Genomic DNA, 26,333 nt, shown 5'->3' on the forward strand with positions numbered 1-26,333 from the left:
GGGCCCGGGGCCCTCACTCCAGGGGAGTGAGGGCCCCGTCCGCGTCCCGGTAGTAGCTCCCCGAGGTCGCGCCGTCGACCTTGCCCTGCTTGAGCCAGTGCTCGGACATGGTGTGCACGTCGTTCGCCACCCGCTCCCAGGGTGCCTGGTGCCCCGCGCAGGCGATCCGGAACATCAGCTTCTTCGGCCCGGGGACGGCCTTGTACAGCTCGGGGACCGAGAAGTAGAGCAGGCCCAGGTCCGGCGTGGTGTTCACGATCGAGTCGTGCTCCCCGTACACGATGCACACGGGCACCGTCCCGCCGAGCGTCCCGTGCAGCGGCACGGTGGTGGAGTTCCAGCCCCACCAGTACGAGTTCCGGATGCGGTTCAGCCCCTGCGGGGGCCCCGCGGGTCCTCCCCAGCCGGCGCCGACCGGGTCGACGGCCATGATCGCCTTCCACACCTCGTCGACCATCCCGGGCTCGCGCTGATCGGGGCACTTCAGGTCGTTGCCCCACGACGCGTCGAGGCCGCCCTTCGTACCGACGGTCATCGGGAAGCCGAAGGCCGCCGCCGGGAGGGAGACGGGCAGCGGCACCGGCGCGCCGAAGTCGGTCCCGGGCGCGCTCGCCCTGCCGTTCGGCGGGAAGATCGGCGCCAGCAGGAAGAGGCTGCGGACCTTGCCGGGGTGCTGGATGGCGTACGGCCCGAACTGCTGGGCGGCCGCCGACCAGCCGATGAGGTCGACCTTGGAGGCGCCCGTCTCCCCGAGGATGAAGTCGACCACCCTGTCGACCTCGTCCCAGTCGCTCTGGGAGTTGTTGAGCTGGGAGGCGTAGGTCACCGGGCCCGTGTACGGGGTCGCGTTCGGGTGGGGCGAGAGGAGTGCCCGCTGCGCCACGGCGGGGCTGACGTTCCTGTGGTCGTCCATCTTCGGACGGGTGGACAGCCCGGAGCCCTGGAGCTCCATGACGAAGACGTCGAAGTCCTTCTTCGCCAGCTCCTCGGCCCAGCTGTACTTCTTGTACTGCAGGTCGAAGCCCGCCACGGCCGGGACGCTCCTTCCGTGCAGCATCAGGACGGGCCTGGGCGGACCGCCGTGCGTGCCGTTGCGCCTTCGCACGAAGAGCTTGACGAGGTCGCCGGCGTTCGCCGGGATCGTCGACTTGTGGTCCACGTAGTAGTCGGTGAGGACAGGTGCGGCCATCGCGGGGGTCCGTTCCGTCGGTCGGTTCCGGGCAGGTGCCCTGGACCGGGCCAGAATCCGCAAAGACGTGCGACCGGGGCCGCCGACGCGGCCGCCGGGCCGCGAGTGCGACCCCTTCGGGTAGCCCGGGGCGCTCCGATCGGCCGGGCGCACGACGGGGGCGTGAGGGGGCTCGGGGCGCGCGGGCCGGTGTGACCTTCGCCGCTGTTCGGGGAGGGGGTGTGCACATGGGTTACCCGCAAGTAGCATGGGCCGGGTGAGCGGGCGCTCAGCCACATCGGCCGGGCCGCCCCCGCGCAGCAGTGCACACCCGCACCTGGAGGAGAGCCAACGTGCCTCGTACCGTCAGGGACGTCGTCTTCGTCGACGGCGTCCGCACCCCGTTCGGCAAGGCGGGCCCGAAGGGCATCTACCACGAGACCCGCGCCGACGACCTCGTCGTGAAGGCGATCCGGGAGCTGCTGCGCCGCAACCCGGACCTGGACCCCAAGAAGATCGACGAGGTCGCCATCGCCGCGACCACGCAGATCGGCGACCAGGGCCTGACGCTGGGCCGCACGGCCGGCATCCTCGCGGGCCTCCCGCAGTCGGTCCCGGGATACTCCATCGACCGCATGTGCGCCGGCGCGCTGACCGCCGTGACCGCCGTCGCGGGCGGTGTGGCCTTCGGTGCCTACGACGTCGCCCTCGCCGGCGGTGTCGAGCACATGGGCCGCCACCCCATGGGCGAGGGCGTCGACCCGAACCCGCGCTTCGTCTCCGAGAAGCTGGTCGACGAGTCCGCCCTGTTCATGGGCATGACCGCCGAGAACCTGCACGACCGGTACCCGACGATCACCAAGCTCCGCGCCGACGAGTACGCCGTGCGCTCGCAGGAGAAGGCCGCCAAGGCGTACGCCGACGGCAAGATCCAGCAGGACCTGGTCCCGATCTCGGTGCGCAACACCAACGAGGCGGCCGGTGAGACGGGCTGGGGCCTGGTCACCACCGACGAGCCGATGCGCCCGGGCACCACCCTGGAGAACCTGGCCGGCCTGAAGACCCCGTTCCGTACGCACGGCCGGGTCACCGCGGGCAACGCCGCCGGTCTCAACGACGGTGCCACCGCCGCGATCATCGCGTCCGAGGACTTCGCCCGGGAGAACAACCTCCCGGTCAAGATGCGCCTGGTCTCGTACTCCTTCGCGGGTGTCGAGCCGGAGGTCATGGGCTACGGCCCGATCCCGGCCACCGAGAAGGCCCTCGCCCAGGCCGGCCTGTCCATCGAGGACATAGGCCTCTTCGAGATCAACGAGGCGTTCGCGGTCCAGGTCCTCGCGTTCCTGGAGCACTACGGCATCGCCGACGACGACGCCCGCGTCAACCAGTACGGCGGCGCGATCGCGTTCGGCCACCCGCTGGCCTCCTCCGGCGTCCGCCTGATGACGCAGCTGGCCCGCCAGTTCGAGGAGCAGCCGCACGTCCGCTACGGCCTGACCACCATGTGCGTCGGCTTCGGCATGGGTGCCACGGTCATCTGGGAGAACCCGAACTTCAACGCCGAGGGAGACTCCAAGTGAGCACCACCGCTGAGCTCCTGAAGGGCGCGGCCGAGCTGTTCCCGGACGAGGTCGTCACGTCCGCGCACGTCCGTCACCTGGACCTGCCGTTCGGCGCCGGGCGCTTCGCGCTCGTCACGCTGGACAACGGCTTCGACCACACCAAGCCGACCACCTTCGGCCCGCAGTCCCTCGCCAACCTGAACGCGGCGATCGACCAGGTCGAGCAGGAGGCCACCGCCGGCACCATCGTCGGCGCGGGCATCACCGGCAAGCCGTTCATCTTCGCGGTCGGCGCCGACCTCAAGGGCGTCGAGCTGCTGAAGAAGCACGACGAGGCGCTCGCCATCGGCAAGGGCGGCCACGACGTCTTCAAGCGCCTCGCGGCGCTGGCCGTCCCCACCTTCGCGTACTACAACGGCGCGGCGATGGGCGGCGGTGTCGAGGTCGGTCTGCACTGCACCTACCGCACCGTCTCCAAGGCCATCCCGGCCTTCTCGCTGCCCGAGGTCTTCCTCGGCCTGGTCCCGGGCTGGGGCGGCTGCGCCCTCCTGCCGAACCTGATCGGCGCGGAGCGCGCGGTCTCGGTCATCATCGAGAACTCGCTGAACCAGAACCGCCAGCTCAAGGGCAAGCAGGTCTTCGAGCTCGGGATCGCCGACGCGCTGTTCGAGGGTGCGGACTTCCTGGAGCAGTCGCTCCTGTGGACCGCGAACGTCCTGAACGGCACGACCGAGGTCGTCCGCGCCGAGATCGACCGCGGCGAGGGCTGGGACGCGGCCGTCGCCAAGGGCCGCGCCATCGCGGACTCCAAGGTGCACGGCGCCGCTCCGGCCGCCTACCGCGCGCTGGACATCATCGCCGCCGCCAAGTCCGGCGACCTCCAGGCCGGCTTCGACGCCGAGGACACGGCCCTGGCCGACCTCATCATGGGCGGCGAGCTGCGCTCGGGCATCTACGCCTTCAACCTGGTCCAGAAGCGCGCCAAGCGCCCGGCCGGTGCCCCGGACAAGTCACTGGCCCGTCCGGTCACCAAGGTCGGCGTCGTCGGCGCGGGCCTGATGGCCTCGCAGCTGGCGCTGCTCTTCCTGCGCCGCCTGGAGGTGCCGGTGGTCCTCACCGACATCGACCAGGAGCGCGTGGACAAGGGCGTGGGCTACGTCCACGCCGAGATCCAGAAGCTGCTCGGCAAGGGCCGCATCAACCAGGACAAGGCGAACCGCCTGACCGCCCTGGTGACCGGTGTGCTCGACAAGGCCGAGGGCTTCGCGGACGCGGACTTCATCATCGAGGCCGTGTTCGAGGAGATGTCCGTCAAGCAGAAGGTGTTCGCGGAGGTCGAGGCGGTCGCCCCGGCGCACGCGATCCTCGCCACCAACACCTCCTCGCTGTCGGTGTCGGAGATGGCCTCCAAGCTCCAGCACCCGGAGCGCGTGGTCGGCTTCCACTTCTTCAACCCGGTCGCGATCCTCCCGCTGCTGGAGATCGTCCGCGGTGAGCAGACCGACGACGCCTCGCTGGCCACGGCCTTCGGTGTCGCCAAGAAGCTGAAGAAGACCGCGGTGCTCACCAAGGACGCCCCGGCGTTCGTCGTGAACCGCATCCTGACCCGCTTCATGGGCGAGATCCAGAACGTCATCGACGAGGGCACCCCGGTCGTCACGGCGGAGAAGGCCATCGAGCCGCTCGGCCTGCCGATGTCCCCGCTGGTGCTGCTGGAGCTCGTGGGCCCGGCGATCGGTCTGCACGTCTCCGAGACCCTGAACCGCGCCTTCCCGGAGCGCTTCACCGTCTCCCCGAACCTGGCGGCCGTGGTCAAGGCCGGCAAGCGCGGCTTCTACGTCTACAACGCGGAGAACGGCTTCAAGCCGGAGCTCGACCCCGAGGTCGCCGCGCTCCTGGTCCAGGGCGACTCCGTCCTGACCGAGGAGCAGGTCCGCGACCGCGTCCTGGACGCGGTGGCGCAGGAGATCGGCCTGATGCTGGAGGAGGGTGTCGTGGCCGAGGCCCAGGACATCGACCTCTGCCTCATCACGGGTGCCGGCTGGCCCTTCCACCTGGGCGGCATCACGCCGTACCTGGACCGTGAGGGCGTCTCGGAGCGGGTGAACGGCAAGAAGTTCCTCGCCCCGGGTGTCGCCAGCGTCCCGGCGTAACCCACGGCGCTACGCGCAACGGCCCGTCCGCACCCGGTGCGGACGGGCCGTTCGCGTGCCCGGGGCCGTTCCCGGTGTCCCGGGAGCGGCCCCGGGGCCGTCAGCGGCGGCCGAGGCGGCCGCTCTTGACCAGCCGCTGGGCCGCGGGCGACGCGGGGTTGATGCTCAGCGCCCGCTGTCCCGCCCGGCGGCGCAGGTCGTCGCCGGGCTTGCCGAGCTTGGCCGCGGTCTCCGCGATCCTCAGCCAGACCAGCGCGCGCCCGCTGTCCTCGGAGATCTCCACGGCCCGCTCGATCCGCCGCTTGGCCTGGTCGGTCTCCTTGCGGCGGATGTGGGCCTGGGCCATGCCGATGAGCAGGTCGAGGTTCTCGTGCTCGGCGAGCAGCCGCGCGCCCACCTCCAGGACGCCCCGGTCGTCCTTGGCCTCCACGAGGGAGGCGAACCCGCCGAGGGTGATGTCGGTGAAGGGCACGTCGTCGGGCCCGGTGGGCTCTCCGGTGGCGCGCAGGGTCCAGCCCTTGCCCCGGCGCCACTTCCAGGTGCGCGGGCCGGGCAGGTCCAGCCGGGTCCGGGTGCGCTCGTTGAAGTGCATGGAGAGCTCGGGGCGGCCCTCCCACTGGTCGACGGCGGCGGCGACGTACGCCTCGGCGACCGGGCGCAGGAAGGCGTACCGCTTGGGCTGCATGCAGTAGCCGACGGCCTGGACGTACGGGGTGACCTCGGTGCGGATGTGCTCGACGTCCAGCACCCGGTCGGCCGCGGCGCCGGTGGGCGCGTCCAGGTCGGGGAGCAGGGCGTGGGTGAGGGTGGCGGGGATGCGGTTGCTGTTGGCGTAGGGGCGCATCCGCCGGATCACCTCCAGGGCGCCGATCTGGGCGACGGGGATCCCGTACAGGGCGCGGGCGGTGAACAGGCCGGTGGAGAAGCAGCCGATGACCTGGCGGGGGCGCAGGTACTCGAAGACCGTCTCGGCCAGTACCGGGACGTCCAGGACGAGGAAGGGCACGCCCGACTCGCGGGCCGCCTCGCCGAGGGTGTCGGCGAGGCTGGAGGGGGCGCTGGGGTGCGGTTTGAAGACGATGGCGCCGTGGCCGAGGGCGAGGGCGTGCCGGAACATGCGCAGGTGCAGTTCCTCCTCTTCCTCCTCGGTGAGGATGCCGAGCGGGGAGAGGTACTGGCCGAGGAGGAGGGCGCTGTCCGGGCCGAGCCGCGCCAGCGGGGGCGGGATCACCCGGTCGAGGATCGGCGCGCACTCGCGGGTGACCTCGGCGATCAGCTTGAGGACGGCGCCGGTGTGCACGGGCTGCGAGGGGATCCCGTACTCGGTGAGGAGCATGGGCAGCAGGGTGGGGACGAGGTCCAGGTAGAGGACCTGCGCGATCCGGCCGTGGAGGGAGCGGGGCAGGTCGTTGCGGGTCGGGCCGTAGCTCATGACCCCGTCGGCGTAGACGGCGAGGGTGGCGTCCGAGAAGATCTTGCAGAGGGTCTGGGCGGGTTTGACCTGGATGGATTCGACCACGAGTTCCAGGGGGCCCGGCCGGATGCCGATCTTCTCCGCCATGACCGTGCGCCACAGCGGGGCGTCCTCGTCCCGGGGGGACCACAGTGCGGGGTGGAAGGGGTAGATGAGGTCGTTCCAGTAGACGACCCGGTGGAAGCGCGCGAGCACGGCGGCGGCGCCGGGCATCCGGTGCAGCGGGGTGGCGACCTCGGGGATGTCGACGTTGTTGCACACGAGCAGGATGCGCTCGCGGTCGTCCTGGCCGAGCTGGCCCGCTTCGATGGCGGCGGCCACCGTCATGGCGCCGTAGAGGGTGGAGGCGGCGAATATCCGGGTCATCGGGCGGCGGCGCCCTGGTGCCGGGACATCAGTGCCCTGAGCTTGTTCACGCGTGCGGAGTCCATTCCTGACAGCGTCCCCTCCAGGACGTCCTGGGGGAGGTCCCGGAGGATCTGCGCGCTGCGTTCCAGCAGCAGGCCCCGGATGAGTTCCTCGTACGACTCGGCGCGGTCCATGTGAATCACGATGAGTGCGCAGAGAGTTCGCATCGCCTTGAACGACAGTTCATATCCGCGCGGGTGCCGGTCGAGCTCGTCGAAAATCAGCCGGAAGGCGGGAAGGAAGTCGAGCTGCCGTTCGTCCGGCACCTTGGTGAGTGAAGTGGACACATCACGGCGGTAGAAGATGCCGTGGAGGTCGACGACTCCGAAGGAGCGGGTCCGCAGGTGCAGCTTGTAGAACCACGGGCGGTCCTCGGCGGTGCGCAGGCTCTCGTCGAAGAAGAGCGCGTCGACCTCCCGGAGGCGCTCGCGGTCGTAGATGCCGGCCCAGGACTGCGGGTAGTCCATGAAGGTCGAGGCGTCCACGGGGCCGATGTAATCCGCGGGATTCAACGGAAGGGCCCTGGGGGCGAGCGGCGCCATGACTATCTTGCGTTTCCTGCCATAGACCCGGACATGGCCGGTGCGCAGGAAATCGACCCCGGACTCGCCCATCCAGCCGACGAGTTGCGCGAGATATCCGGGGGCGTACCAGTCATCCCCGTCGAGGAAGGTGAAGAAACGCCCGCGCGCCGCCGAGAGGCCGATGTTCCGGGTGGCCGAGATCCCCAGGTTGTACTGATTGCGGATCAGTACGGCACCGGGGACCCGAGGCACCATTTCCCGGAGGATCTCTGATGTCCCGTCAACGGACCCGTCGTCCACGACGATGAACTCGAAATCCTCCCTGGCATTCAGCGCCAAGGACTTGAGTGCCGTCCGACAGTAGTCCCGCACGTCACACATGGCAACGATTACCGAAAGGGTCACCATCGAAAGTACTCACCTCATTCCCATTTCTTTCACACACCCCCGTGAGGCGACCGGGACCGGCCGGCCGTACGCCCCCTCCAGCCTACGGTCAAGTAACGCGCCGCCATCATGACAGAACCACTCGAAGCCCCCGTACAATCACCCCGGTGTGACGTACAACTCCCCTGCCGGTCGAGGCCTTTTCGTGACACGTAAGGATCGGATCAGCAGGTAAGGTCTAACGGGCCGCGCGGCAACCCGCCGGCAAGTGCCCAGCCGCGGTCGTGTCGACGGCAGTTGGACACCACCCACCGACCCGGGAATCACCAGTGCGCATCCACGTGCTCGCAGACTCCGACACCCGCTGGAAATGGGGTGCGGGGCTGGCGGTGGGCCTGGCTCCCGGCAGCGAGGTGCACGCGCACATGCTGCGCGGCAGGAGCACTCCGACGGCGCGGCAGCTGGCCGAGGTCGGCATCACCCCCGCCTCCATCACCGAGTCCACGCTCCCCGAGTTCGCGGCGGCCCCGGAACTGGACGCGGCGGACCTCGTCATCCTGGGTACGGTCGGCGGCTCGACCCACGCCGCCCTGCACGCGCTGGCCGCCCGGTTCCGCGGCGCCGCCCGCCGGCCGGTCCTCATGACCGGATACGTCGGCGTCGTCTACGAGAAAATGGCCGACGGTCTGCTGCTGCGCGCCGGAGCCGATATCGTCCTCGCCAACAGCCCTTTCGACCGGCGCCGGTTCGGCGAGGTCTACGAACCCCTCGGAATTCCGGGCTCCTGCATCGTCCAGACCGCCCTCCCCTTCCTCGACCAAAGGCCCTACGACCCGAACCGGACGCACGCCCGGCACCCTTATACGGTGTGCTTCGCCGTGCAGCCCTCGGTGCCCGCCGACCGCAATGGACGCCTCTACATGCTGCGCCGGGCGATATCCCACGCGCGGCTGCGCCCCGGACGCGACGTCCTCGTGAAACTCCGCAGCAAGCCGGGCGAGGCCACCACCCACGTCGAAGCACACCACTACCAGGTCCTCGCGGAGCAGCTGGAAGAACCACTGCCCCGCAACCTGCATTTCGTATACGGCAACATGTCGGAAACCCTGGACCGTACCGACCTGTTGGTGACGGTCAGTTCCACGGCCGCCCTCGAATCGATGCACCGCGGCATGCCCACCGCGATCCTGAGTGATCTGGGAGTGCGGGAAATACACGGGAACCACTATTTCGCCGGTTCCGGCTGCGTCACCGACTGGTCCGCGATAGACGAGGGCGCCGCCCCGCTCGCGTACGAGTCCTGGACCGTCGACCAGGGAATCCGCGCCGTGGACCCGTTCGGGGAACTGCGGGCGCGGATCGGGGAATTGCTCGACCGTCCGCTGCCCCCGATATCCCCCTACTACACGGCCGACAGCGCCCCCGATTACGTCGGCGCGCTGCTGCGCCGCCGGGGTCTGAACCCGGACGGCTCCCCCGGAGCGGGCGCCGCGGCCCGCTCCGCCGGGCCGATGCGGCGCACCTCGCGCCGCGTCCTGAAGGTCGCCTACCAGTTCGGCGTCCAGCGCGTGGCACCGAAGATCCAGCAGTGGGGCGGCGTGTGAGCGCCCCGCGCCCCGAACAGCACCCCGAGCAGCACCCGAAACGCACCCCGAACCGGCCCCCGGAGGCAACCCCGTGAACGTCACCGCCGTCATCCCCGCCCGGGGCGGCTCCAAGGGCATTCCCGGGAAGAACGTCGCCGAGGTCGGCGGGGTCCCCCTCGTCGCCCGCGCCGTGCGCGCCTGCCTCGGCGCGGCCCACGTGACCCGGGTCGCGGTGTCCACCGACGACGCGGCGATCGCCGCCGCGGCCCGCGCCGCCGGCGCGGAGGTGGTCGACCGGCCCGCCGAGCTGGGCTCCGACGAGGCCTCCAGCGAGTCGGCGCTGCTGCACGCGCTGGACCGGCTGGAGGAAGCGCACGGGGATCGCGTGGACGTCCTGGTCTTCGTCCAGTGCACCAGCCCCTTCGTCACCGCGGAGGAGGTGGACGAGACGGTCCTCGCGGTGGTGCGCGACGGCGCCGACTCCGCGTTCACCGCCGTCCCCTTCCACGGCTTCCTGTGGACCGCCTCGCCCGGCGCCGGGCCCGGCCACCGCGCGCACGGCGTCAACCACGACAGCGCCGTCCGCCAGCGCCGCCAGGACCGTACGCCCGAGTACCTGGAGTCGGGGGCCGTCTACGCGATGCGCGCCGACGGCTTCCGCCGCCACGGCCACCGCTTCTTCGGCCGGACCCAGCTCGTCCCCACCGCCCCGGAACGGGCCGTGGAGATCGACGAGCCCGGCGACCTCGACCGGGCCCGCGCGCTCGCGCCCCTCCTCGACCCGCAGCAGACCCCGGCGGCCCCGTCGTCGCCGGTCCCCTCGCAGTACCTCGGAAAGGAACTCTGAACAGTGGTGCACAGCAACCGGATCCGCCGGATCGGGAACAAGGAGGTCGGCACGGGCCGGCCCACCTATGTGATCGGCGAGATCGGGATCAACCACAACGGTGAGCTCGCCAACGCCCTGGCGCTCATCGACGCGGCCGCCGACGCGGGCTGTGACGCGGTGAAGTTCCAGAAGCGCACGCCCGAGATATGCACCCCGCGCGACCAGTGGGACATCGAGCGCGACACCCCCTGGGGCCGGATGACGTACATCGACTACCGCCACCGCGTGGAGTTCGGCGAGGACGAGTACCGCGCCGTGGACGAGCACTGCCGCGAGCGCGGCATCGCCTGGTTCGCCTCCCCCTGGGACACCGAGGCCGTCACCTTCCTGGAGAAGTTCGACGTCCCCGCCCACAAGGTGGCCTCCGCCTCGCTGACGGACGACGAGCTGCTGCTCGCCCTGCGCGCCACCGGCAAGACGGTCATCCTGTCCACCGGCATGTCCACTCCGCAGCAGATCCGGCACGCGGTCGAGGTGCTCGGCAGCGAGAACATCGTCCTGCTGCACGCCACCTCCACCTACCCGGCCAAGGCCGAGGAGCTGAACCTGCGGGTCATCAACAGCCTGGAGGCGGCCTACCCGAACGTACCCGTCGGCTACTCCGGCCACGAGACCGGACTGCAGACCACGGTGGCCGCCGTCGCCATGGGCGCCTGCGCCGTCGAGCGGCACATCACCCTCGACCGCGCCATGTGGGGCTCCGACCAGGCCGCCTCCGTGGAACCCGGCGGCCTCGCCCGCCTCGTGCGCGACATCCGCACCATCGAGACCGCACTCGGCGACGGCGTCAAGAAGGTCTACGCCTCCGAGCTCGGCCCCATGAAGAAGCTCCGCCGCGTCCAGAGCCCCCTCCCCGCCGAGGGCGTGACGACCTCGGCATGAGCGACACCCTCGCCCTGGTGGAGAGCCCGGCTCAACTACTGAACGTCCTGGAGTGGGCCCACGTCCACCCGGGCGAGGCAGCGTCCCTCACCGTCGCCGTCCTCCAGCCGACGGACCCGCGCTCGCGCGCGCAGGTCCGCCGGCTGTGCCGGTTCGCCTCCCAGGCCAAGGTGGTCTGGCGGCGCTACGAGGTCCGCGCGGGCTACCTGGAACGGGCGGGCGAACTGATGCGCCTGGGCCGGGCGGTGGCGGCAGCCGAGCGGCTGGTCATCGGAGACCTGTTCTCCCGCACCATCCAGCTCCTGCTGCCCCGCTCCAAGGCCCGCGAGGTCGTCGTCGTGGACGACGGCACCGCCACCACCGAACTGGTCAGCCTGCTGACGTACGGGCAGCAGCTGAGCCGATGGCACCAGGGCGACCTCAAGCCCTCCGCCGCCAAGGGCGGCCCCGTCAACCGCTGGCTGGCCCGCGACGGGCTGGAGCGCGCCGTCTTCTTCACCTGCATGCCCGTGTCCGCTCCCCCGGGCACCGAGGTGCGCCCGAACGACTACGCCTGGAGCCGGGAGACCTTCGGCCCCGTCCGGGTGCGCGCCGGAGCCGACCTGGCGGGCAGCTCCCTCGTGGAGACCGGGGTCGTCGACCAGGACCTGTACGTCGACGCCGTCGGCTGGATCGCCCGCTCCCGCTCGGCCGGCCGCTATCTGGCGCACCGCCGGGAGAGCCCACGGAAGCTGGAGCGGATCGCGGCGGCCACGGGCCTGGAGATCGTCCACCCCGAACTGCCGCTGGAACTGACCGCGCTGACCGAGCCCATCGGGCAGTCCGTGCTGACCTTCGCGTCCACCGTCGCGTACACCCTCCCGATCGTGCTGGGGAGTTCGCCGGTACGGGTGGAGCTGTGCGAGATGGACGACGCCTGGATCACCCCCGACACGGCGGAGCGCTCGGTGGACTTCCTGCGGCGGATCTCCGCGCTGGCGGTGGACCGGCACGGCCTGGCCCGGATCCCGCCGCAGCCGCGCGACCGGGCGAGGACGCCCTCGTAACGGCGTCAGAACCGCTGCCAGCGGCCCAGGGAGAGCGACGAGCCGTCCTTCTGACGGTTGACCAGCAGCTCGCCGCAGGCGCTGATCGAGGCGATGACGACCAGGCCGTACGCGTCGACGGCGAGGGCCGGGGACTCCAGGCACTCCTCGCCGATCTCGGTCCACCACAGTCCGGCGGCCTCGTGCTCCGTGGGGTACGCGGCGAGGGCGGTGCGGCCGCCGGCGGTGCGGTGGGCCAGCACCGTGCAGTCGTAGCCGTCGACCACCGCGCGGGCGGCGGCGACGCTCCCGTAGCCCGGTCCGCCGCCGAGGGCCAGCACCCCGGCGCCCTCGCGGTAGCCGAACACCCCGCTGCCGTCGGCCGCGTGCCAGAAGTGGGTGACCCGGCCCGGGGAGGTCTCCAGCACGCAGAGCGAGCCGTCCTGGGCCAGGCAGGGAACGTCCTCCCCCTTCACCAGCGGACCGCCGGGCGCGCTCTGGGCCCACAGCGAGATGCCCTTCTCACCCGGGGCGGCGAACCGGACGCGGCCCTCGGCGGTCGAGGCGGCGCAGGCCCCCTCGAAGGTCTTGCTGCCGCGCAGGTCGTCCCACGCTCCCCAGCCGCCCTTCTTGTCCTGGCGCCGTACGTGGACCCCGCGCCCGGCGTTGCGCACGAACACGTGCGGTGCGCCCTGGGCGTCCACGGCGAGGGCCGGCGGGCCGCCGCGGTGGGACATGTCGGGCTTGCGGTAGAGGGTGCCCAGCGATTCCCAGGGGCCCATCGGACGGCCGCTCTGGTACTGCACCGCGTGGTGGTAGGTGACGGTGTCCACCTCCCCGGTCCGCCGCCTGCGCCGGCCCACGAAGTGGGCGTAGCCGTCGGGGCCCTGGCCCACGGCGAGGTCGGTCAGCTCCTCTGCGGGGAAGGGTTCGGGGCCGCTCCAGCCGGGGCCGCCGGGGGCGCGCTCGGTCCAGCGCAGCAGTCCGTCCTCGGTGCGCGCGTAGGCGGTGAGCCGTCCGTCCTTGCCGGCGAGGAGCCAGCGGCCGCGCAGGGGGCCCAGTGCGACGGTGTTCCAGTCACGCGCGGGGGCCGGTGCGGGTGGTCCGGCGGGGCGGCGGGTGGATGTGGGCGAATTGCGCCTGGATCGCGTCGCCATGGACCGCCAGCAACCCTTCCCCTTCACCATTCGAACGGAATCAGGATACCCCGGGGGTCCTCTGGCGTGATCCTGCGTTTATGTTGTTGCCCGCGAGATTCCCCCCGCATCCCGTTCGGAAGGCCGGTCCCGGGCATGACCTCAGACACCACCGCCACGACGACCCCGACCGAGGGCGACGCGTCCGGCGGACCCGCCCCGCGCCCGGCCCGTTCGCGCGGCAGCCGGATCCGGCGCGGGCTGGCCTGGACGGCGGCCGTCCTGGTCCTCGGCGGGGCCGGATCGGGATGGTGGCTCTACAGCCACCTCAACGGGAACATCGCGAGCGTCGACCTGGACAAGGCGATCGGCACCGACAACCGGCCGGCCAAGGTCGTCGAGAACGCGCAGAACATCCTGGTCCTGGGCTCCGATTCGCGTGCCGGGGCCAACGGGGAGCTCGACCACGGCGACGTCAGCGGAGCCCGTTCGGACACCGCGATGGTGGTGCACATACCCGAGGGCCGCGCGAGGGCCACCGCGGTGAGCATCCCGCGCGACACCCTCATCTCCCGGCCCGAATGCAAGGACAAGGACGGCAGAAACGTTCCTGCGGCGAACCGGGTGATGTTCAACTCCGTCTACTCGGTGGCCGGTCCGGCCTGCGTGGTCAAGACGGTGGAGCAGCTGTCCGGGATCCGCGTGGACCACTTCGTCGAGGTGGACTTCGCCGGGTTCAAGGGCCTGGTGGACGCGCTCGGCGGGGTCACCGTCACCCTGGACAAGCCGATGAGCGGGGCCAAGGGCGGGCTCAAGCTCGACGCGGGCACGCACCGGCTGAACGGCACCGACTCGCTCAAGTTCGTCCGTACCCGCTACGGCTACGGGGACGGCAGCGACCTCGGGCGCATAGGACTCCAGCAGCAGTTCATGCTCGCGATGCTGTCCGAGATCAAGAAGCAGGACGCGCTCGGCAACCCGGCCCGGCTCTACAAGCTGGCCGACGCCGGCACCAAGTCGCTGACCACCGACTCCGATCTGGCCTCGCTCACCGCGCTGTCCGACTTCGCGCGGAGCATGAAGGGCGTGGACCCGTCCACCATGGAGACCATCATGCTGCCGGTGGACTACGACAAGGTGGACCGCAACCGCGTGATCGTGGCGGAGCCGCAGGCGGGCCTGTTGTGGGAGGCCCTGCGCACCGACCAGAAGATCCCGGCGGAGGCGAAGAAGTCCCCGGCCAAGGGCTGACGGGCCGCGTACGCGGAGCCGGCCGTACGGGTGTCCCGTACGGCCGGCTCCCGTCGTCGCACCGCTAGAACTCCGCGTCGGCGCCGACCTTGCCGAGGCGGCTGTGCGAGCGTCCGTAGAGGAAGTAGACGACGACGCCGATCGCCATCCAGACGACGAAGCGGATCCAGGTCTCGGCCGGCAGGTTGAGCATCAGCCAGAGCGAGGCCGCGATCGACAGGATCGGGATCAACGGCACCCAGGGGGTGCGGAAGGCCCGGTGCAGGTCGGGGCGGGTCTTGCGCAGGATGATCACGCCGAGGGCGACGAGCACGAAGGCGAACAGGGTGCCGATGTTCACCAGTTCCGCGAGCTTCTCCAGGCTGGTGAAGCCCGCGACGATGGCGATGATCCCGCCGAGCAGGATGGTCGCCCGGTACGGGGTCCGGTACTTGGGGTGGGTGACGGAGAAGACGCGCGGCAGCAGTCCGTCACGGCTCATCGCGAAGAACACGCGGGTCTGCCCGAGCAGCAGGATCATGCACACGGTGATCAGGCCGACCGCCGCACCGAGACTGATGGCACCGGAGAAGAAGGGCTGGTTCACCGACTTGAAGGCTTCGGCCAGTGGCGCCGTCGCCGACATCTCCGAGTACTTCTGCATACCGGTGACCACCAGCGTCACCGCGACGTAGAGCACGGTGCAGACCAGCAGCGAGCCGAGGATGCCGCGGGGCATGTCCCGCTGGGGGTTCTTGGTCTCCTCGGCGGCGGTGGCCACGACGTCGAAGCCGATGAAGGCGAAGAAGATGAGGGAGGCCGCGGTGAAGATGCCCATGACGCCGAAATTGGTCGGCGCGTAGCCGAAGAGCAGCTGGACCAGTGGCGTGTGCAGACCGCTGCCCGCCTCCTGCGGCTGGGCCGGAGGGATGAACGGCGAGTAGTTGTCGGCCTTGATGAAGAACAGGCCCGCGACGATGACCAGCAGGACCACGAAGACCTTGATGGCGACCACGACCGCGGTGATCCGCGCCGAGAGCTTCGTCCCGACGACCAGGATCACGGTCAGCACCAGGACCAGCAGGAAGGCCAGCAGGTCGAAGCTTCCGCCCGCGTCCGGCCCCTCCAGTGCCCTGGGCAGGTCCCAGCCGAGGTTGGTGTGCATGAGGTGGCGCACGTACCCGGACCAGCCGACCGCCACGACGGCGGTGCCGAGTGCGAACTCCAGCACCAGGTCCCAGCCGATGATCCAGGCGGGCAGCTCACCGATCGAGGCGTAGGAGAAGGTGTACGCCGAACCGGCCACCGGCACGGTGGAGGCGAACTCGGCGTAGCAGAGCGCTGCGAGAGCGCAGACGATGCCCGCCGCGACGAAGGCGAGGGCAGTGGCGGGTCCGGCATTGTTGCGTGCTGCGATGCCCGTGAGCACGAAGATGCCGGTGCCGATGATGACGCCCACACCGAAGACCGTCAGGTCCCAGGCGGAGAGCGACTTGCGGAGCGCGTGTTCCGGCTCCTCCGTGTCGCGGATGGACTGCTCCACCGTCTTGGTGCGGAAGACGCTGTTCAGATCCTTGCTCACCGACGCACCTCCGAAAGGTGACGACGCACGAACGGGCCGGGAGGCCCACCCCTTCAAGGGTGATCTCCCGGCCCGTGACGTGCAACCGCGCGGCGATCTAGTCGACGGTGGCGGCGGGCTCGCTGTCGAAGCGCCCGTCCAGCTTCGCCACCAGTCCGGTGACCTGGCGGGCGATGTCCGGAGCGGTCAGGCCGATCTCGGCCATGATCTCCTTGCGCAGCGCGTGGTCGAGGAAGCGCTGCGGGATGCCGAAGTCGCGCAGCGGCACGTCCACGCCCGCGTCGCGCAGGGCCTGCGCGACGGCGGCGCCGACGCCGCCGGTACGGCCGTTGTCCTCGACGGTGACGACCACCCGGTGGCGCTCGGCGAGCGGGGCCATGGCCTCGTCCACCGGCTTCACCCAGCGGGGGTCGACCACGGTCGTCGAGATGCCCTGCTTGTCGAGCAGGTCGGCGATCTCCAGGCACATCGGGGCGAGGGCGCCGACCGAGACGAGGAGTACGTCCGGCCGGGTGACCTCGGCGCCGGGGGCGCGCAGCACGTCCATGCCGCCGATCCGGCCGACGGCCGGGACGGCCGGTCCGACGACGCCCTTGGAGTAGCGCACGACGGTGGGGGCGTCCTTGACCTCGACGGCCTCGCGCAGCTGCGCGCGCAGCTGCTCGGCGTCGCGCGGGGCGGCCAGCCGCAGGCCCGGGACGACCTGGAGGATGGACATGTCCCACATGCCGTTGTGGGAGGCGCCGTCGTCACCGGTGACGCCGGCCCGGTCCAGGACGAAGGTGACCCCGCACTTGTGCAGGGCGACGTCCATCAGGACCTGGTCGAAGGCGCGGTTGAGGAAGGTCGCGTAGACGGCGAAGACCGGGTGGACGCCGCCGCTGGCCAGGCCGGCCGCGGACGTGGCGCCGTGCTGTTCGGCGATGCCCACGTCGTAGATGCGGTTCGGGAAGGCCTCGGCGAACTTGTGGAGTCCGACCGGGTGGAGCATGGCGGCGGTGATGCCGACGATGTCCTCGCGCTCGTGGCCGAGCTTGACCATCTCGTCGGCGAAGACGGAGGTCCAGCTGGCCGCGGCCGTCTTCACGGGCAGGCCGGTGTCCGGGTGGATCACGCCGACCGCGTGGAAACGATCCGCCTCGTGCTCCAGGGCCGGGGTGTAGCCCCGGCCCTTCTGGGTGAGGCAGTGCACGATGACCGGGCCGCTGAAGCGCTTGGCGCGCGTCAGGGCGGACTCCAGGGCCTCGATGTCGTGGCCGTCGATGGGGCCGATGTACTTCAGGCCGAGGTCCTCGAACATGCCCTGCGGGGCGATGAAGTCCTTGAGGCCCTTCTTGGCGCCGTGCAGGGTCTCGTACAGCGGCTTCCCGACGACCGGGGTGCGCTCCAGGAGGTCCTTGCCGCGGGCCAGGAAGCGCTCGTAGCCGTCCGTGGTGCGCAGGGTCGCGAGGTGGTTCGCGAGGCCGCCGATGGTGGGGCCGTACGAACGCTCGTTGTCGTTGACGACGATGACCAGCGGGCGGTCCTTGGCGGCGGCGATGTTGTTCAGCGCCTCCCAGGCCATGCCGCCCGTCAGCGCGCCGTCGCCGATGACGGCGGCGACGTGGTGGTCCTCGCGGCCGAGCACCTCGTTGGCCTTGGCGAAGCCGTCGGCCCAGCCCAGCACCGTGGAGGCGTGCGAGTTCTCGATCACGTCGTGCTCGGACTCGGCGCGGGAGGGGTAGCCGGACAGGCCGCCCTTGCTGCGCAGGTCGGAGAAGTCCTGGCGGCCCGTGAGCAGCTTGTGGACGTAGGCCTGGTGGCCGGTGTCGAAGAGGACCTTGTCCTTGGGCGATTCGAAGACCCGGTGCAGGGCGATCGTCAGTTCGACCACGCCGAGGTTGGGGCCGAGGTGCCCGCCGGTCTTGGAGACGGCGTCGACGAGGAAGGACCTGATCTCGGCCGCGAGCTGGTTGAGCTCCTCCTGGCCGAGCCGGTCCAGATCGCGCGGTCCCTTGATGCGGGTCAGCAGCACCCGTGCCTCCTTGCAGTTGCTTGCCGGGCTGTCGAGTCTAATGTTCCGCCCGCGAGGGCGGTCATCGGGCGGTACCGCAAGGGTCACGCCTTTGTCATACCTGTACACCTCATCTGGGAATCACACCTCCCAAACGGGCGTATATCCGCACAGTCGTGCGTATCGATCTACGCACAGGTGCCCGGTACCACACGAAGTGGCACCGGGCACTGTGACGGGTCTTACCGTCCCGCGTGGCCCCGGGGGGCCCGCGGTCAGGCGCGTCCTGCGGTCTTCTGGGTCTTGCGCGTCACCGAGTCGATGACGACCGTCGCCAGCAGTACGGCGCCGGTGATCATGTACTGGATGGGCGTCGCGATCCCCTCCAGGGCCAGACCGTACTGGATGGAGGTGATGACCATGACGCCGAGGAGGGCGTTCCAGGTCCGGCCCCGGCCGCCGAAGAGGCTGGTGCCGCCGATGACGGCCGCCGCGATGACGTTCATCAGCAGGTCACCGGCACCGGCGCTCTGGTTGGCCGCCGCGATCTTGGAGGCCCAGAAGAGCCCGCCGACGGCGGCGAAGGTGCCGGCGATGGAGAACACCGCGATGCGGATTCCGGCCACGTTGATGCCCGCGCGGCGGGAGGCCTCGACGCTGCCGCCGAGGGCGAAGACGTTGCGACCGAAGGTGGTGCGGCGCAGCAGGAAGTCCGTGCCGACCAGCGCCACCACGAAGAGCACCACCGCGAGCGGCAGGCCCTTGTACTGGTTGAACACGACGGCGGGCCCGAAGGTGAAGAGCGCGAGCACGCCGGTGCGCAGCAGGATCTCGGTCAGCGGCCGCGAGGGGACCCCGGCGGCCTCCCGTCGGCGGTTGTCGAAGAAGGCGGCCAGGAAGTACCCCGCCACGGCGAGCGCCGCCAGGCCGTAGCCGGCCGCCACGTCCGAGAAGTAGTACGTGGTCAGCTGGCCGACGACGCCGTCGGGGTCGAGGTTGATGGTGCCGTTGCTGCCGAGGATCTGCAGCATGGCGCCCGACCAGAACAGCAGGCCGGACAGGGTGACCGCGAAGGCCGGGGCGCCGATCTTGGCGAAGAAGAAGCCGTGGACGGCGCCGATGAGGGCGCCGCCGGCGACGGCGGCGAGGATCGCGAGCCATTCGTTCACGCCGTGGGTGACGGCGAGGACGGCGACGATCGCGCCCGAGACACCGCTGACGGAGCCGACGGAGAGGTCGATCTCGCCGAGCAGCAGCACGAAGATGATGCCGACGGCCATCATGCCGGTGGCGACCATCGTGATCGCGATGTTGGTGAGGTTCTCCGGGGAGAGGAAGTTCGAGTTCAGGCTCTGGAAGATGCTCCAGATGACGATCAGGCCGAGGACGACCGGGAGGGAGCCCAGGTCGCCGGCCTTCAGCTTGCGCCCGAACTCGTTGAGGTAGCCGCTCAGGCCCTGCTCGCGCACGAGCAGGCGGGGGTCCACGGCGGGAATGGCGTCCGCCGCCGCTGCCGGGTTGACCGGGTCGACGTGCTGCTGCGTCCCCTTGTCGAGGGGATCGGCGGCAGGCTGGTGGGTGCTCACTTGCGGGCCTCCCCGGTACGGGCCGCCCGGCGGGTCACGGCGTTGTCCGTGGCCCCGGTGATGGCGGAGATGATCTCTTCCTGCGAGGTGTCGGCGACGTTGAAGACACCGTTGTTGCGGCCCAGTCGCAGCACCGCCACCTTGTCGGCGACGGCCTTCACATCGGCCATGTTGTGGCTGATGAGGATGACGGCGTGGCCGCGCTCGCGCAGCCGCTCCACCAGGTCGAGGACCTGTGCGGTCTGCTCGACGCCGAGGGCGGCGGTGGGCTCGTCGAGGATGACGAGCTTGGGCTCGCCGAGCATCGAACGGGCGATCGCCACGGTCTGGCGCTGGCCGCCCGAGAGCGAGGCGATGGGGATCCGGACACTGGGGATCCGGATGGACAGGGTGGTCAGGAGCTCGCGGGCGCGGCGCTCCATCTCCACCTCGTCGAGGATGCCGAAGCGCTTGAGCTCACGGCCGAGGAAGAGGTTGCCGACGACGTCGATGTTGTCGCACAGCGCGAGGTCCTGGTAGACCGTCGCGATGCCCAGGTTCTGGGCGTCGTGGGGCTTGCCGATGGAGACCGGGCGGCCCTCCCACTCGATGACGCCGTCATCGATGGGGTGCACGCCGGCGATCGTCTTGACCAGCGTGGACTTGCCGGCGCCGTTGTCGCCGACCAGGGCGACCACCTCACCGGAGTGGATTTCGAGTTCTACGTCGGTCAGGGCCTGTACGGCACCGAACCGCTTCGAAACCCCTCGCAACGCCAGCACGGGCGCAGCGGACACATGAACCATCTCCTTCGCCGCCTGACCGGCGGGGATGTCGTGCAAAAGAGCAGGAGCGGGGCGGATGGGGGACACGGCAAGAAGGTGAATCGTTTCTGCCCGGCGCCCCGCGGGTGGCGGGATGAAGGCGCGGGGCGCCGGGCAGGCGCGGGGCGTCTCGCGGGAGGAGACGTTTCTTCACGGGGGCGTCCGCTCGCGGGGCCCCGGAGGGCCACCTCGGGGCCCCTCGGGGGGCCCGGCGGACGGTCCTACTTCAGGCCGAGGGTGGCGCAGGCGGCCGCGTACTTGTCGGTGCAGATCTCTTCGACCGTGTAGACGCCGTCCTTGACGACGGTGTCCTTGATGTTGGTCTTGGTGAGCGAGACGACCGGGATCAGCACGGACGGCACGGCCTTGGTGGTCGGGCTGTCGATGTTGTTGTTGATGATCCCGTCGATCTTCTCGCCCTTGGCGAGGGCGACGGCCATCTCGGCGGCGGCCGAGGCCTCCGGGGCGTACGGCTTGTAGACGCTCATGAACTGCTCGCCCGCCACGATGCGCTGCACACCGGCGAGTTCGGCGTCCTGGCCGGTGACCGGGGGCAGCGGGGAGAGCCCGGCGGCCTTGAGGGCGGTGATGATGCCGCCGGCCATGCCGTCGTTGGCGGAGTAGACGCCGATCACCTTGTCCTTGCCGAGAGCCGAGAGCGCTCCCGCCATGTTGGTGTTGGCGTTCTCCGGCTTCCACTCCTTGGTGTCGTACTCCTTGCCGATGGTCACCTTGCCGTCGAGGACGGAGTGCGCGCCCTTCTTGAACAGCGCGGCGTTCGGGTCGGTGACGGAGCCGTTCATCATGACGATCTGGCCGTCCTTGGCCTTGTCGCCCAGGGCCTCCAGGAGCGCCTTGCCCTGGACCTTGCCGACCTCTTCGTTGTCGAAGGAGGTGTAGGCGTCGATCGGGCCCTCGGCCAGGCGGTCGTAGGCGACGACCGGGATGCCGGCGTCCTTGGCCTTCTTGACCGCTCCGGCTATGGCCTTGGCGTCGACCGCGTCGACGATCAGGACGTTCACCTTGTTGGTGATCATCGTGTCGACCTGGGAGTTCTGCGTGGTCGCGTCCTGCTTGGCGTTGGCGTAGACGACCTCGGCCTTGCCGCCGGTCAGGTCCGCGACCTTCTTCTCGATCAGCGGCTTGTCGAACTTCTCGTAGCGCGCGGTCTGGTTCTCCGGCAGGAGCAGACCGACCTTGATCGCGTCACCGGCGGCGGCACCCGTGGGCTTCTTCTCCCCGCCCGCTTCCTTGGCACTGCCACAGGCGGCCAACGAGACGGCCATGGCGCCGGCGACTACGGCTACGGCGGCTCTGCGCGTACGCGTGTTCATTGGTTGAACCTCCCTGACGAGGCCGCAACACCGCGGCCGAGGTGGGTGTGAGTCAACCCCGGCCGCGAGTTTGCCGTCAAGGAGTGAATCCTTAACGAGATGACAACGGTGCCATCCGTTATCTAACTGAAGACATGACCGCGGGGGCGCGCATTCCGACCCCGTTTTCTGCCAAAAGCGTCGAATCGCCCATCTCGCTGAGTACGAGGGCCAGTGCGCCCAGCACTTCCGCACGGCCGCCCAGCGAGCCCGTCAGCACCGACAACTGCCGGGCCGCGCTGGGGATCGCGTACCTGCCCACGGACTCGCGGATCGGGGCCAGCACGAGCTCGCCCGCCTCGGCCAGCGAGCCCCCCAGCACCACCCTGCTCGGGTTCAGGAGGTTGCAGAGGCTGGCCACCCCGCTGCCCACGTGCCGGCCGACGTCGCTGATGACCCGGCGGCAGCCCGGGTCCCCCTCGCGGGCCAGCTCGACCACCCGCTCCATCGTCAACTCCGGGCCGTGGCTGCCCTGGAGCAGGGGCAGCACGTAGCGGGCGGCGGCGAAGGTCTCCAGGCAGCCGCGGTTGCCGCAGCGGCAGACCGGACCGGACTCGTCCAGGGTGATGTGCCCGATCTCCCCGGCGGTGCCGCCCGGCCCCCGGTAGATCTGCCCGTTGATCACCAGGCCCGCGCCCACCCCGCTGGCCACCTTGATGTACGCCAGGTCCTTGACCCCCCGGCCGCTCCCCCACACGAGTTCGCCGAGCGCCCCGAGGTTCGCGTCGTTGTCCACGTAGACGGGCACGCCGAGGCGCTGCGAGAGTTCCCGGCGCGGGTTGATCCCGGCCCAGCCCGGCAGGATCGCGGTCGACCCCAGGGTGCCGGACTCCACGTCGATGGGACCGGGGACGCCGAGCCCGACGCCGATGACCTTGTCCCGGCCCACGCCCACGCCCTCGATCAGCCGGCCGACCAGCGCCTCCGCCCGGTCGAACCCGTCCACCCAGGAGGCGTCCACGTCCAGCGGCTCGGTCTCCTCGGCCAGGACCTGGTGCGCGAGGTTGCCGACGGCCACCCGCAGGTGGGTGTGGCCGAAGTCCACGCCGATCACGATGCCCGCGTCCCCGCTGAGCGAGACGCTGCGGGCCCGGCGGCCACCGGCCGAGGTGTCCGTGACCTCGACGGTCCCGGCCTCTTTGAGCTCACGGACGATGTTGGAGACCGTGGCCGCCGACAGTCCGGTGGTGCGGGCGATCTCCGCCTGGGTCAGCGAACCCGCGAGGCGCACGGCCCGCACGACGCGTTCGAGGTTCGCGCGATGCAGCGAGGACTGCGATCCGGGAGTCTGCACGACTCATCCACTCCTGCCCTTAAGCGACGGCCAGCCGTCGCCCCCCGGCCGGTCGTCGCGGCTGCGCGCTCCGAGACCCCGGCGTCTCTCCAACTTGTGAACCTTAAGTCGAGCCTTTGGGTATCCAGACGTCAAGAGGCTCACGCAGCACGAATCGGACACCGATGGCCAAAAGGAGGAACAGGGGCCTCCTGGATCGTGCTACGGTCGCTGAGGCGCCGGTCCTCTGCGGCCTTTCCGGCCGGACCTGGCGCCCTGTGATGACGGCGCTACGCAAGGAGGTGTTCGGGATGAGTCCCGATCGAAGTCTTTGCAGCGCTCGTGTCCGCTGACCCGTTGATCAGCTGACCTCCACCTGAACGCGCACGGCGGTACTCCGCCGTCTGCGTGCATCCTTTCACTTCTTCCGCATGCCCTGCACCTCGTGACGGGCTGCGTCACCCATGCCCTGCGGCGCGCCCGCGGCCTTCCGCGCCCCCGTGCGCCGCACCACGACCACTCCACGTGACCGACCGGCTCCGCGCCGCCCGGACAGCGTGGAGGGAGGTATTCGTCATGACCATGCTCACCCCTCGCTCCCCCACGAAGCTCGCCCCGCCGGGCCGCTCCCGCCGCGAGCGCAAGGCCGCCGAGCTCGAAGCCGCGACCCGCCTCGTCGGCGAGCGGCTCGCCGGCGTCAGCTCCCGCCCCGTCGTCCGGGTCCTCCAGGACGCGGACACCTCGTACAACGGCCTCACCCACGCCGAGGCGGCGCTGCGCCTGGAGCGGCACGGCGCCAACACCGTCGCCCACGAGCGCGCCCCGCACTGGTCCGCCCAGCTCGCGAAGGCGTTCTGGAACCCCTTCATCGGCGTACTGGTCTTCCTGGCCGCCGTCATGTTCTGGCAGGACCCCGCGGACCCCGGCGTCATCATCCTCTCCGTGATGGTGGGGCTCAGCGGACTGCTGCGCTTCTGGCAGGAGTACCGCTCGGGCCGGGCCGCCGAGGCGCTGAAGAAGCTCGTCACCACCACCTGCGCGGTGCAGCGCCGGGCCGGCACCGGCTCGGGCCCCACCACCTTCGAGGTACCCATGGGCCAGGTGGTCCCGGGTGACCTGGTCAAACTGGCCGCCGGCGACCTGATCCCGGCCGACCTGCGGATCCTCACCTCGAAGGACCTGATGGTCTCCCAGGCGGCGCTCTCCGGCGAGTCGCTGCCGGTGGCCAAGGCCGACACCCGCGCCGAGGACCTCGGCCAGCACGCCACCACCGACCCGGTCGAGGCCGACAACCTCTGCCTGATGGGCACCTCCGTCACCTCCGGCACCGCGACCGGGGTGGTCGTCGCCACCGGCGCCGACACCTACTTCGGCTCGATGGCGGGCTCGCTGGTCGGCGAGCGCCCGCAGACCAACTTCGACAACGGCGTGCGCCGGGTCAGCTTCCTGCTGATCCGGTTCATGCTGGTGATGGTCCCCGTCGTCTTCATGATCAACGGCTTCACCAAGGGCGACTGGAACGAGGCCTTCCTCTTCGGTATCGCCGTCGCGGTGGGCCTGACCCCCGAGATGCTGCCGATGGTGGTCTCCGCCAACCTGGCGCGCGGCGCGGTCGCCATGTCCAAGCGCAAGGTCGTCGTCAAGCGGCTCAACGCGATCCAGAACCTGGGCGCGATGGACGTCCTGTGCACCGACAAGACCGGCACCCTCACCGAGGACCGGATCGTCCTGGACCGCTACCTGGACGTCCACGGCAACGAGGATGACGAGGTCCTGGAGTACGGCTACCTCAACGCCCACTTCCAGACCGGCCTGAGGAACCTGATGGACCGGGCGGTCATCAACCGCGTGGACGAGGCCGAGGAGGTTGTCGTCGACGCACGGTTCTCGATGGTCGACGAGATCCCCTTCGACTTCGCCCGGCGCCGGATGTCCGTGGTCCTCAACCGCAACAGCGCGCTCGGCGCGGGCGGCCGCCCCGAGCACGTGATGATCACCAAGGGTGCGGTCGAGGAGGTCCTCGACCTGTGCACCCACATGAGGGACCGCGGCCGCAAGGTCGAACTGTCCGAGCAGCTGCGGTGGCACGTCACCCGGATCGCCGAGGACAACAACCGGCGGGGCCTGCGGGTCCTGGCCGTCGCCACCCGCACGGTCGCCGCCCCGCGCGACACCTACTCCGTCGCCGACGAGGACGGCCTGACCCTGATCGGCTTCCTCGCCTTCCTCGACCCGCCGAAGGCCTCCGCGGCCGCGGCCCTGCGCGGCCTGGCCGACAAGGGCATCGCCGTCAAGGTGGTCACCGGCGACAACGAGCTGGTGGCGGCCCGGGTCTGCGCCGACGTCGGCATCGAGGTGGGCCACGTGGTCGCGGGCGCCGAGCTGGACGGCCTCGACGAGGAGGAGCTGCGCGCGCTGGCCGCCCGTACGACGGTCTTCGCCAAGGTCAACCCCGTCCAGAAGGCCCGTATCGTGCGGGCCCTGCAGGCCGAGGGGCACACCGTCGGCTTCCTCGGGGACGGGATCAACGACGCGGCGGCGCTGCGCGACGCCGACGTCGGCATCTCGGTCGACACCGCCGTCGACATCGCCAAGGAGTCGGCGGACATCATCCTGCTGGAGAAGGACCTGACCGTCCTGGAGCAGGGTGTCGTCCAGGGCCGGACCACCTTCGGCAACACCATCAAGTACATCAAGATGACGGCCTCGTCGAACTTCGGCAACGTCTTCTCGGTACTGGTGGCCAGCGCCTTCATCCCCTTCCAGCCGATGCTCGCGATCATGCTGCTGGTGCAGAACCTGGTCTACGACATCGCCCAGCTGGCCACCCCGTGGGACCGGATGGACGAGGAGTACCTGCGCAAGCCCCGGAACTGGGACGCCAAGGGCATCTTCCGTTTCATGGTGACCATCGGGCCCATCAGCTCGATCTTCGACATCGCCATGTTCGTGATCATGTGGAACGTCTTCTCCGCCAACAGCGAGGCCGCCCAGTCGCTCTTCCAGTCCGGCTGGTTCATCGAGGGCCTGCTCTCGCAGACCCTGGTCGTCCACATGATCCGCACCCGCAAGATCCCCTTCCTCCAGTCGCGCGCCTCCTGGCCGGTGATGGTGATGACCGTCCTCGCGGTGCTGACCGGGCTCTGGCTGCCCTTCTCCCCGCTGGCTCCCTCGCTGGGCTTCGTGGCCCTGCCGGCGAGCTACTTCCCCTGGCTGATCGTCGTGCTCCTCGCCTACTGCACGCTCACCCAGCTGGTGAAGACCTGGTACATCCGCACCTTCAAGACCTGGCTGTAGGA

General features: G+C 70.3%; 17 protein-coding genes and 1 pseudogene. 8 read left to right on the forward strand and 10 right to left on the reverse strand.

Annotation, left to right across the window (positions count from 1 at the left end; all coding sequences use genetic code 11):
- Nucleotides 1–13: 13 nt before the first annotated feature.
- Nucleotides 14–1,189: an alpha/beta fold hydrolase gene (locus ABZW32_RS00085; protein WP_356209070.1), complete on the reverse strand. Its 1,176-nt coding sequence runs from the start codon at nucleotides 1,187–1,189 to the stop codon at nucleotides 14–16.
- A gap of 332 nt (nucleotides 1,190–1,521) precedes the next feature.
- On the opposite strand from ABZW32_RS00085, the gene ABZW32_RS00090 reads away from it, so the two are divergent.
- Both ABZW32_RS00090 and ABZW32_RS00095 read left to right on the forward strand, forming a co-directional pair.
- The gene (locus ABZW32_RS00090) at nucleotides 1,522–2,748 is read left to right on the forward strand and encodes an acetyl-CoA C-acyltransferase (protein WP_030234769.1); all 1,227 of its coding nucleotides are present in this window, start codon (nucleotides 1,522–1,524) and stop codon (nucleotides 2,746–2,748) included.
- On the forward strand, nucleotides 2,745–4,883 hold the full coding sequence (locus tag ABZW32_RS00095) for a 3-hydroxyacyl-CoA dehydrogenase NAD-binding domain-containing protein (RefSeq protein ID WP_356209073.1): 2,139 nt from the start codon (nucleotides 2,745–2,747) through the stop codon (nucleotides 4,881–4,883). Before ABZW32_RS00090 ends, ABZW32_RS00095 begins: the two co-directional genes overlap by 4 nt.
- Before the next feature lie 100 nt (nucleotides 4,884–4,983).
- Here ABZW32_RS00095 and ABZW32_RS00100 read toward each other — a convergent pair whose 3' ends face one another.
- Nucleotides 4,984–6,723: a polysialyltransferase family glycosyltransferase gene (locus tag ABZW32_RS00100; RefSeq protein WP_356209075.1), complete on the reverse strand. Its 1,740-nt coding sequence runs from the start codon at nucleotides 6,721–6,723 to the stop codon at nucleotides 4,984–4,986.
- Nucleotides 6,720–7,697, reverse strand: a complete 978-nt coding sequence (locus ABZW32_RS00105; RefSeq protein WP_356209078.1) for a glycosyltransferase family 2 protein — start codon at nucleotides 7,695–7,697, stop codon at nucleotides 6,720–6,722. The genes ABZW32_RS00100 and ABZW32_RS00105 overlap by 4 nt, the downstream gene beginning before the upstream one ends.
- A 308-nt stretch (nucleotides 7,698–8,005) precedes the next feature.
- On the opposite strand from ABZW32_RS00105, the gene ABZW32_RS00110 reads away from it, so the two are divergent.
- The 4 genes and pseudogenes from ABZW32_RS00110 to ABZW32_RS00125 all read left to right on the forward strand — a co-directional run bounded on the left by ABZW32_RS00110 (nucleotide 8,006) and on the right by ABZW32_RS00125 (nucleotide 12,079).
- On the forward strand, nucleotides 8,006–9,280 hold the full coding sequence (locus tag ABZW32_RS00110; RefSeq protein WP_356209080.1) for a DUF6716 putative glycosyltransferase: 1,275 nt from the start codon (nucleotides 8,006–8,008) through the stop codon (nucleotides 9,278–9,280).
- Between the two features lie 73 nt (nucleotides 9,281–9,353).
- Nucleotides 9,354–10,043, forward strand: a pseudogene (locus tag ABZW32_RS00115) (acylneuraminate cytidylyltransferase family protein); the annotation flags it as partial.
- A gap of 72 nt (nucleotides 10,044–10,115) precedes the next feature.
- Entirely contained in the window at nucleotides 10,116–11,033 is a 918-nt protein-coding gene (locus tag ABZW32_RS00120) for an N-acetylneuraminate synthase family protein (protein WP_356209524.1), read from the forward strand.
- A complete protein-coding gene (locus ABZW32_RS00125) occupies nucleotides 11,030–12,079 on the forward strand; it encodes a hypothetical protein (RefSeq protein ID WP_356209083.1) in 1,050 nt (349 codons plus the stop codon). Before ABZW32_RS00120 ends, ABZW32_RS00125 begins: the two co-directional genes overlap by 4 nt.
- A gap of 5 nt (nucleotides 12,080–12,084) precedes the next feature.
- Here the strand turns inward: ABZW32_RS00125 and ABZW32_RS00130 are convergent, their stop codons facing one another.
- Nucleotides 12,085–13,215, reverse strand: a complete 1,131-nt coding sequence (locus ABZW32_RS00130) for a hypothetical protein (RefSeq protein ID WP_356209086.1) — start codon at nucleotides 13,213–13,215, stop codon at nucleotides 12,085–12,087.
- 135 nt (nucleotides 13,216–13,350) lie between these two features.
- On the opposite strand from ABZW32_RS00130, the gene ABZW32_RS00135 reads away from it, so the two are divergent.
- Nucleotides 13,351–14,445 (forward strand): LCP family protein, encoded by a 1,095-nt coding sequence (locus ABZW32_RS00135; RefSeq protein ID WP_356209088.1) that lies wholly within the window; start codon nucleotides 13,351–13,353, stop codon nucleotides 14,443–14,445.
- Nucleotides 14,446–14,509: 64 nt separating this feature from the next.
- Here ABZW32_RS00135 and ABZW32_RS00140 read toward each other — a convergent pair whose 3' ends face one another.
- The 6 genes from ABZW32_RS00140 to ABZW32_RS00165 form a co-directional block, all read right to left on the reverse strand.
- Nucleotides 14,510–16,006 (reverse strand): amino acid permease, encoded by a 1,497-nt coding sequence (locus ABZW32_RS00140; protein WP_356209091.1) that lies wholly within the window; start codon nucleotides 16,004–16,006, stop codon nucleotides 14,510–14,512.
- 97 nt (nucleotides 16,007–16,103) lie between these two features.
- A complete protein-coding gene (gene dxs, locus ABZW32_RS00145) occupies nucleotides 16,104–18,020 on the reverse strand; it encodes a 1-deoxy-D-xylulose-5-phosphate synthase (RefSeq protein WP_356209093.1) in 1,917 nt (638 codons plus the stop codon).
- A gap of 254 nt (nucleotides 18,021–18,274) precedes the next feature.
- Nucleotides 18,275–19,495, reverse strand: coding sequence for a sugar ABC transporter permease (locus ABZW32_RS00150; protein ID WP_356209527.1), 1,221 nt, complete (start codon nucleotides 19,493–19,495; stop codon nucleotides 18,275–18,277).
- A gap of 86 nt (nucleotides 19,496–19,581) precedes the next feature.
- Nucleotides 19,582–20,370: an ATP-binding cassette domain-containing protein gene (locus ABZW32_RS00155; protein WP_356209530.1), complete on the reverse strand. Its 789-nt coding sequence runs from the start codon at nucleotides 20,368–20,370 to the stop codon at nucleotides 19,582–19,584.
- A gap of 239 nt (nucleotides 20,371–20,609) precedes the next feature.
- Entirely contained in the window at nucleotides 20,610–21,722 is a 1,113-nt protein-coding gene (locus tag ABZW32_RS00160; RefSeq protein ID WP_356209095.1) for a substrate-binding domain-containing protein, read from the reverse strand.
- A gap of 118 nt (nucleotides 21,723–21,840) precedes the next feature.
- Nucleotides 21,841–23,055, reverse strand: coding sequence for an ROK family transcriptional regulator (locus ABZW32_RS00165; protein WP_356209098.1), 1,215 nt, complete (start codon nucleotides 23,053–23,055; stop codon nucleotides 21,841–21,843).
- Nucleotides 23,056–23,610: 555 nt separating this feature from the next.
- Here ABZW32_RS00165 and mgtA point away from each other — a divergent pair.
- Complete coding sequence (mgtA, locus tag ABZW32_RS00170) at nucleotides 23,611–26,331, forward strand: magnesium-translocating P-type ATPase (protein ID WP_356209100.1); 2,721 nt, start codon at nucleotides 23,611–23,613, stop codon at nucleotides 26,329–26,331.
- Nucleotides 26,332–26,333: the final 2 nt, after the last annotated feature.

This window comes from Streptomyces sp. NPDC004667 (genome assembly GCF_040609475.1).
In the GTDB taxonomy this organism is placed as follows: domain Bacteria; phylum Actinomycetota; class Actinomycetes; order Streptomycetales; family Streptomycetaceae; genus Streptomyces.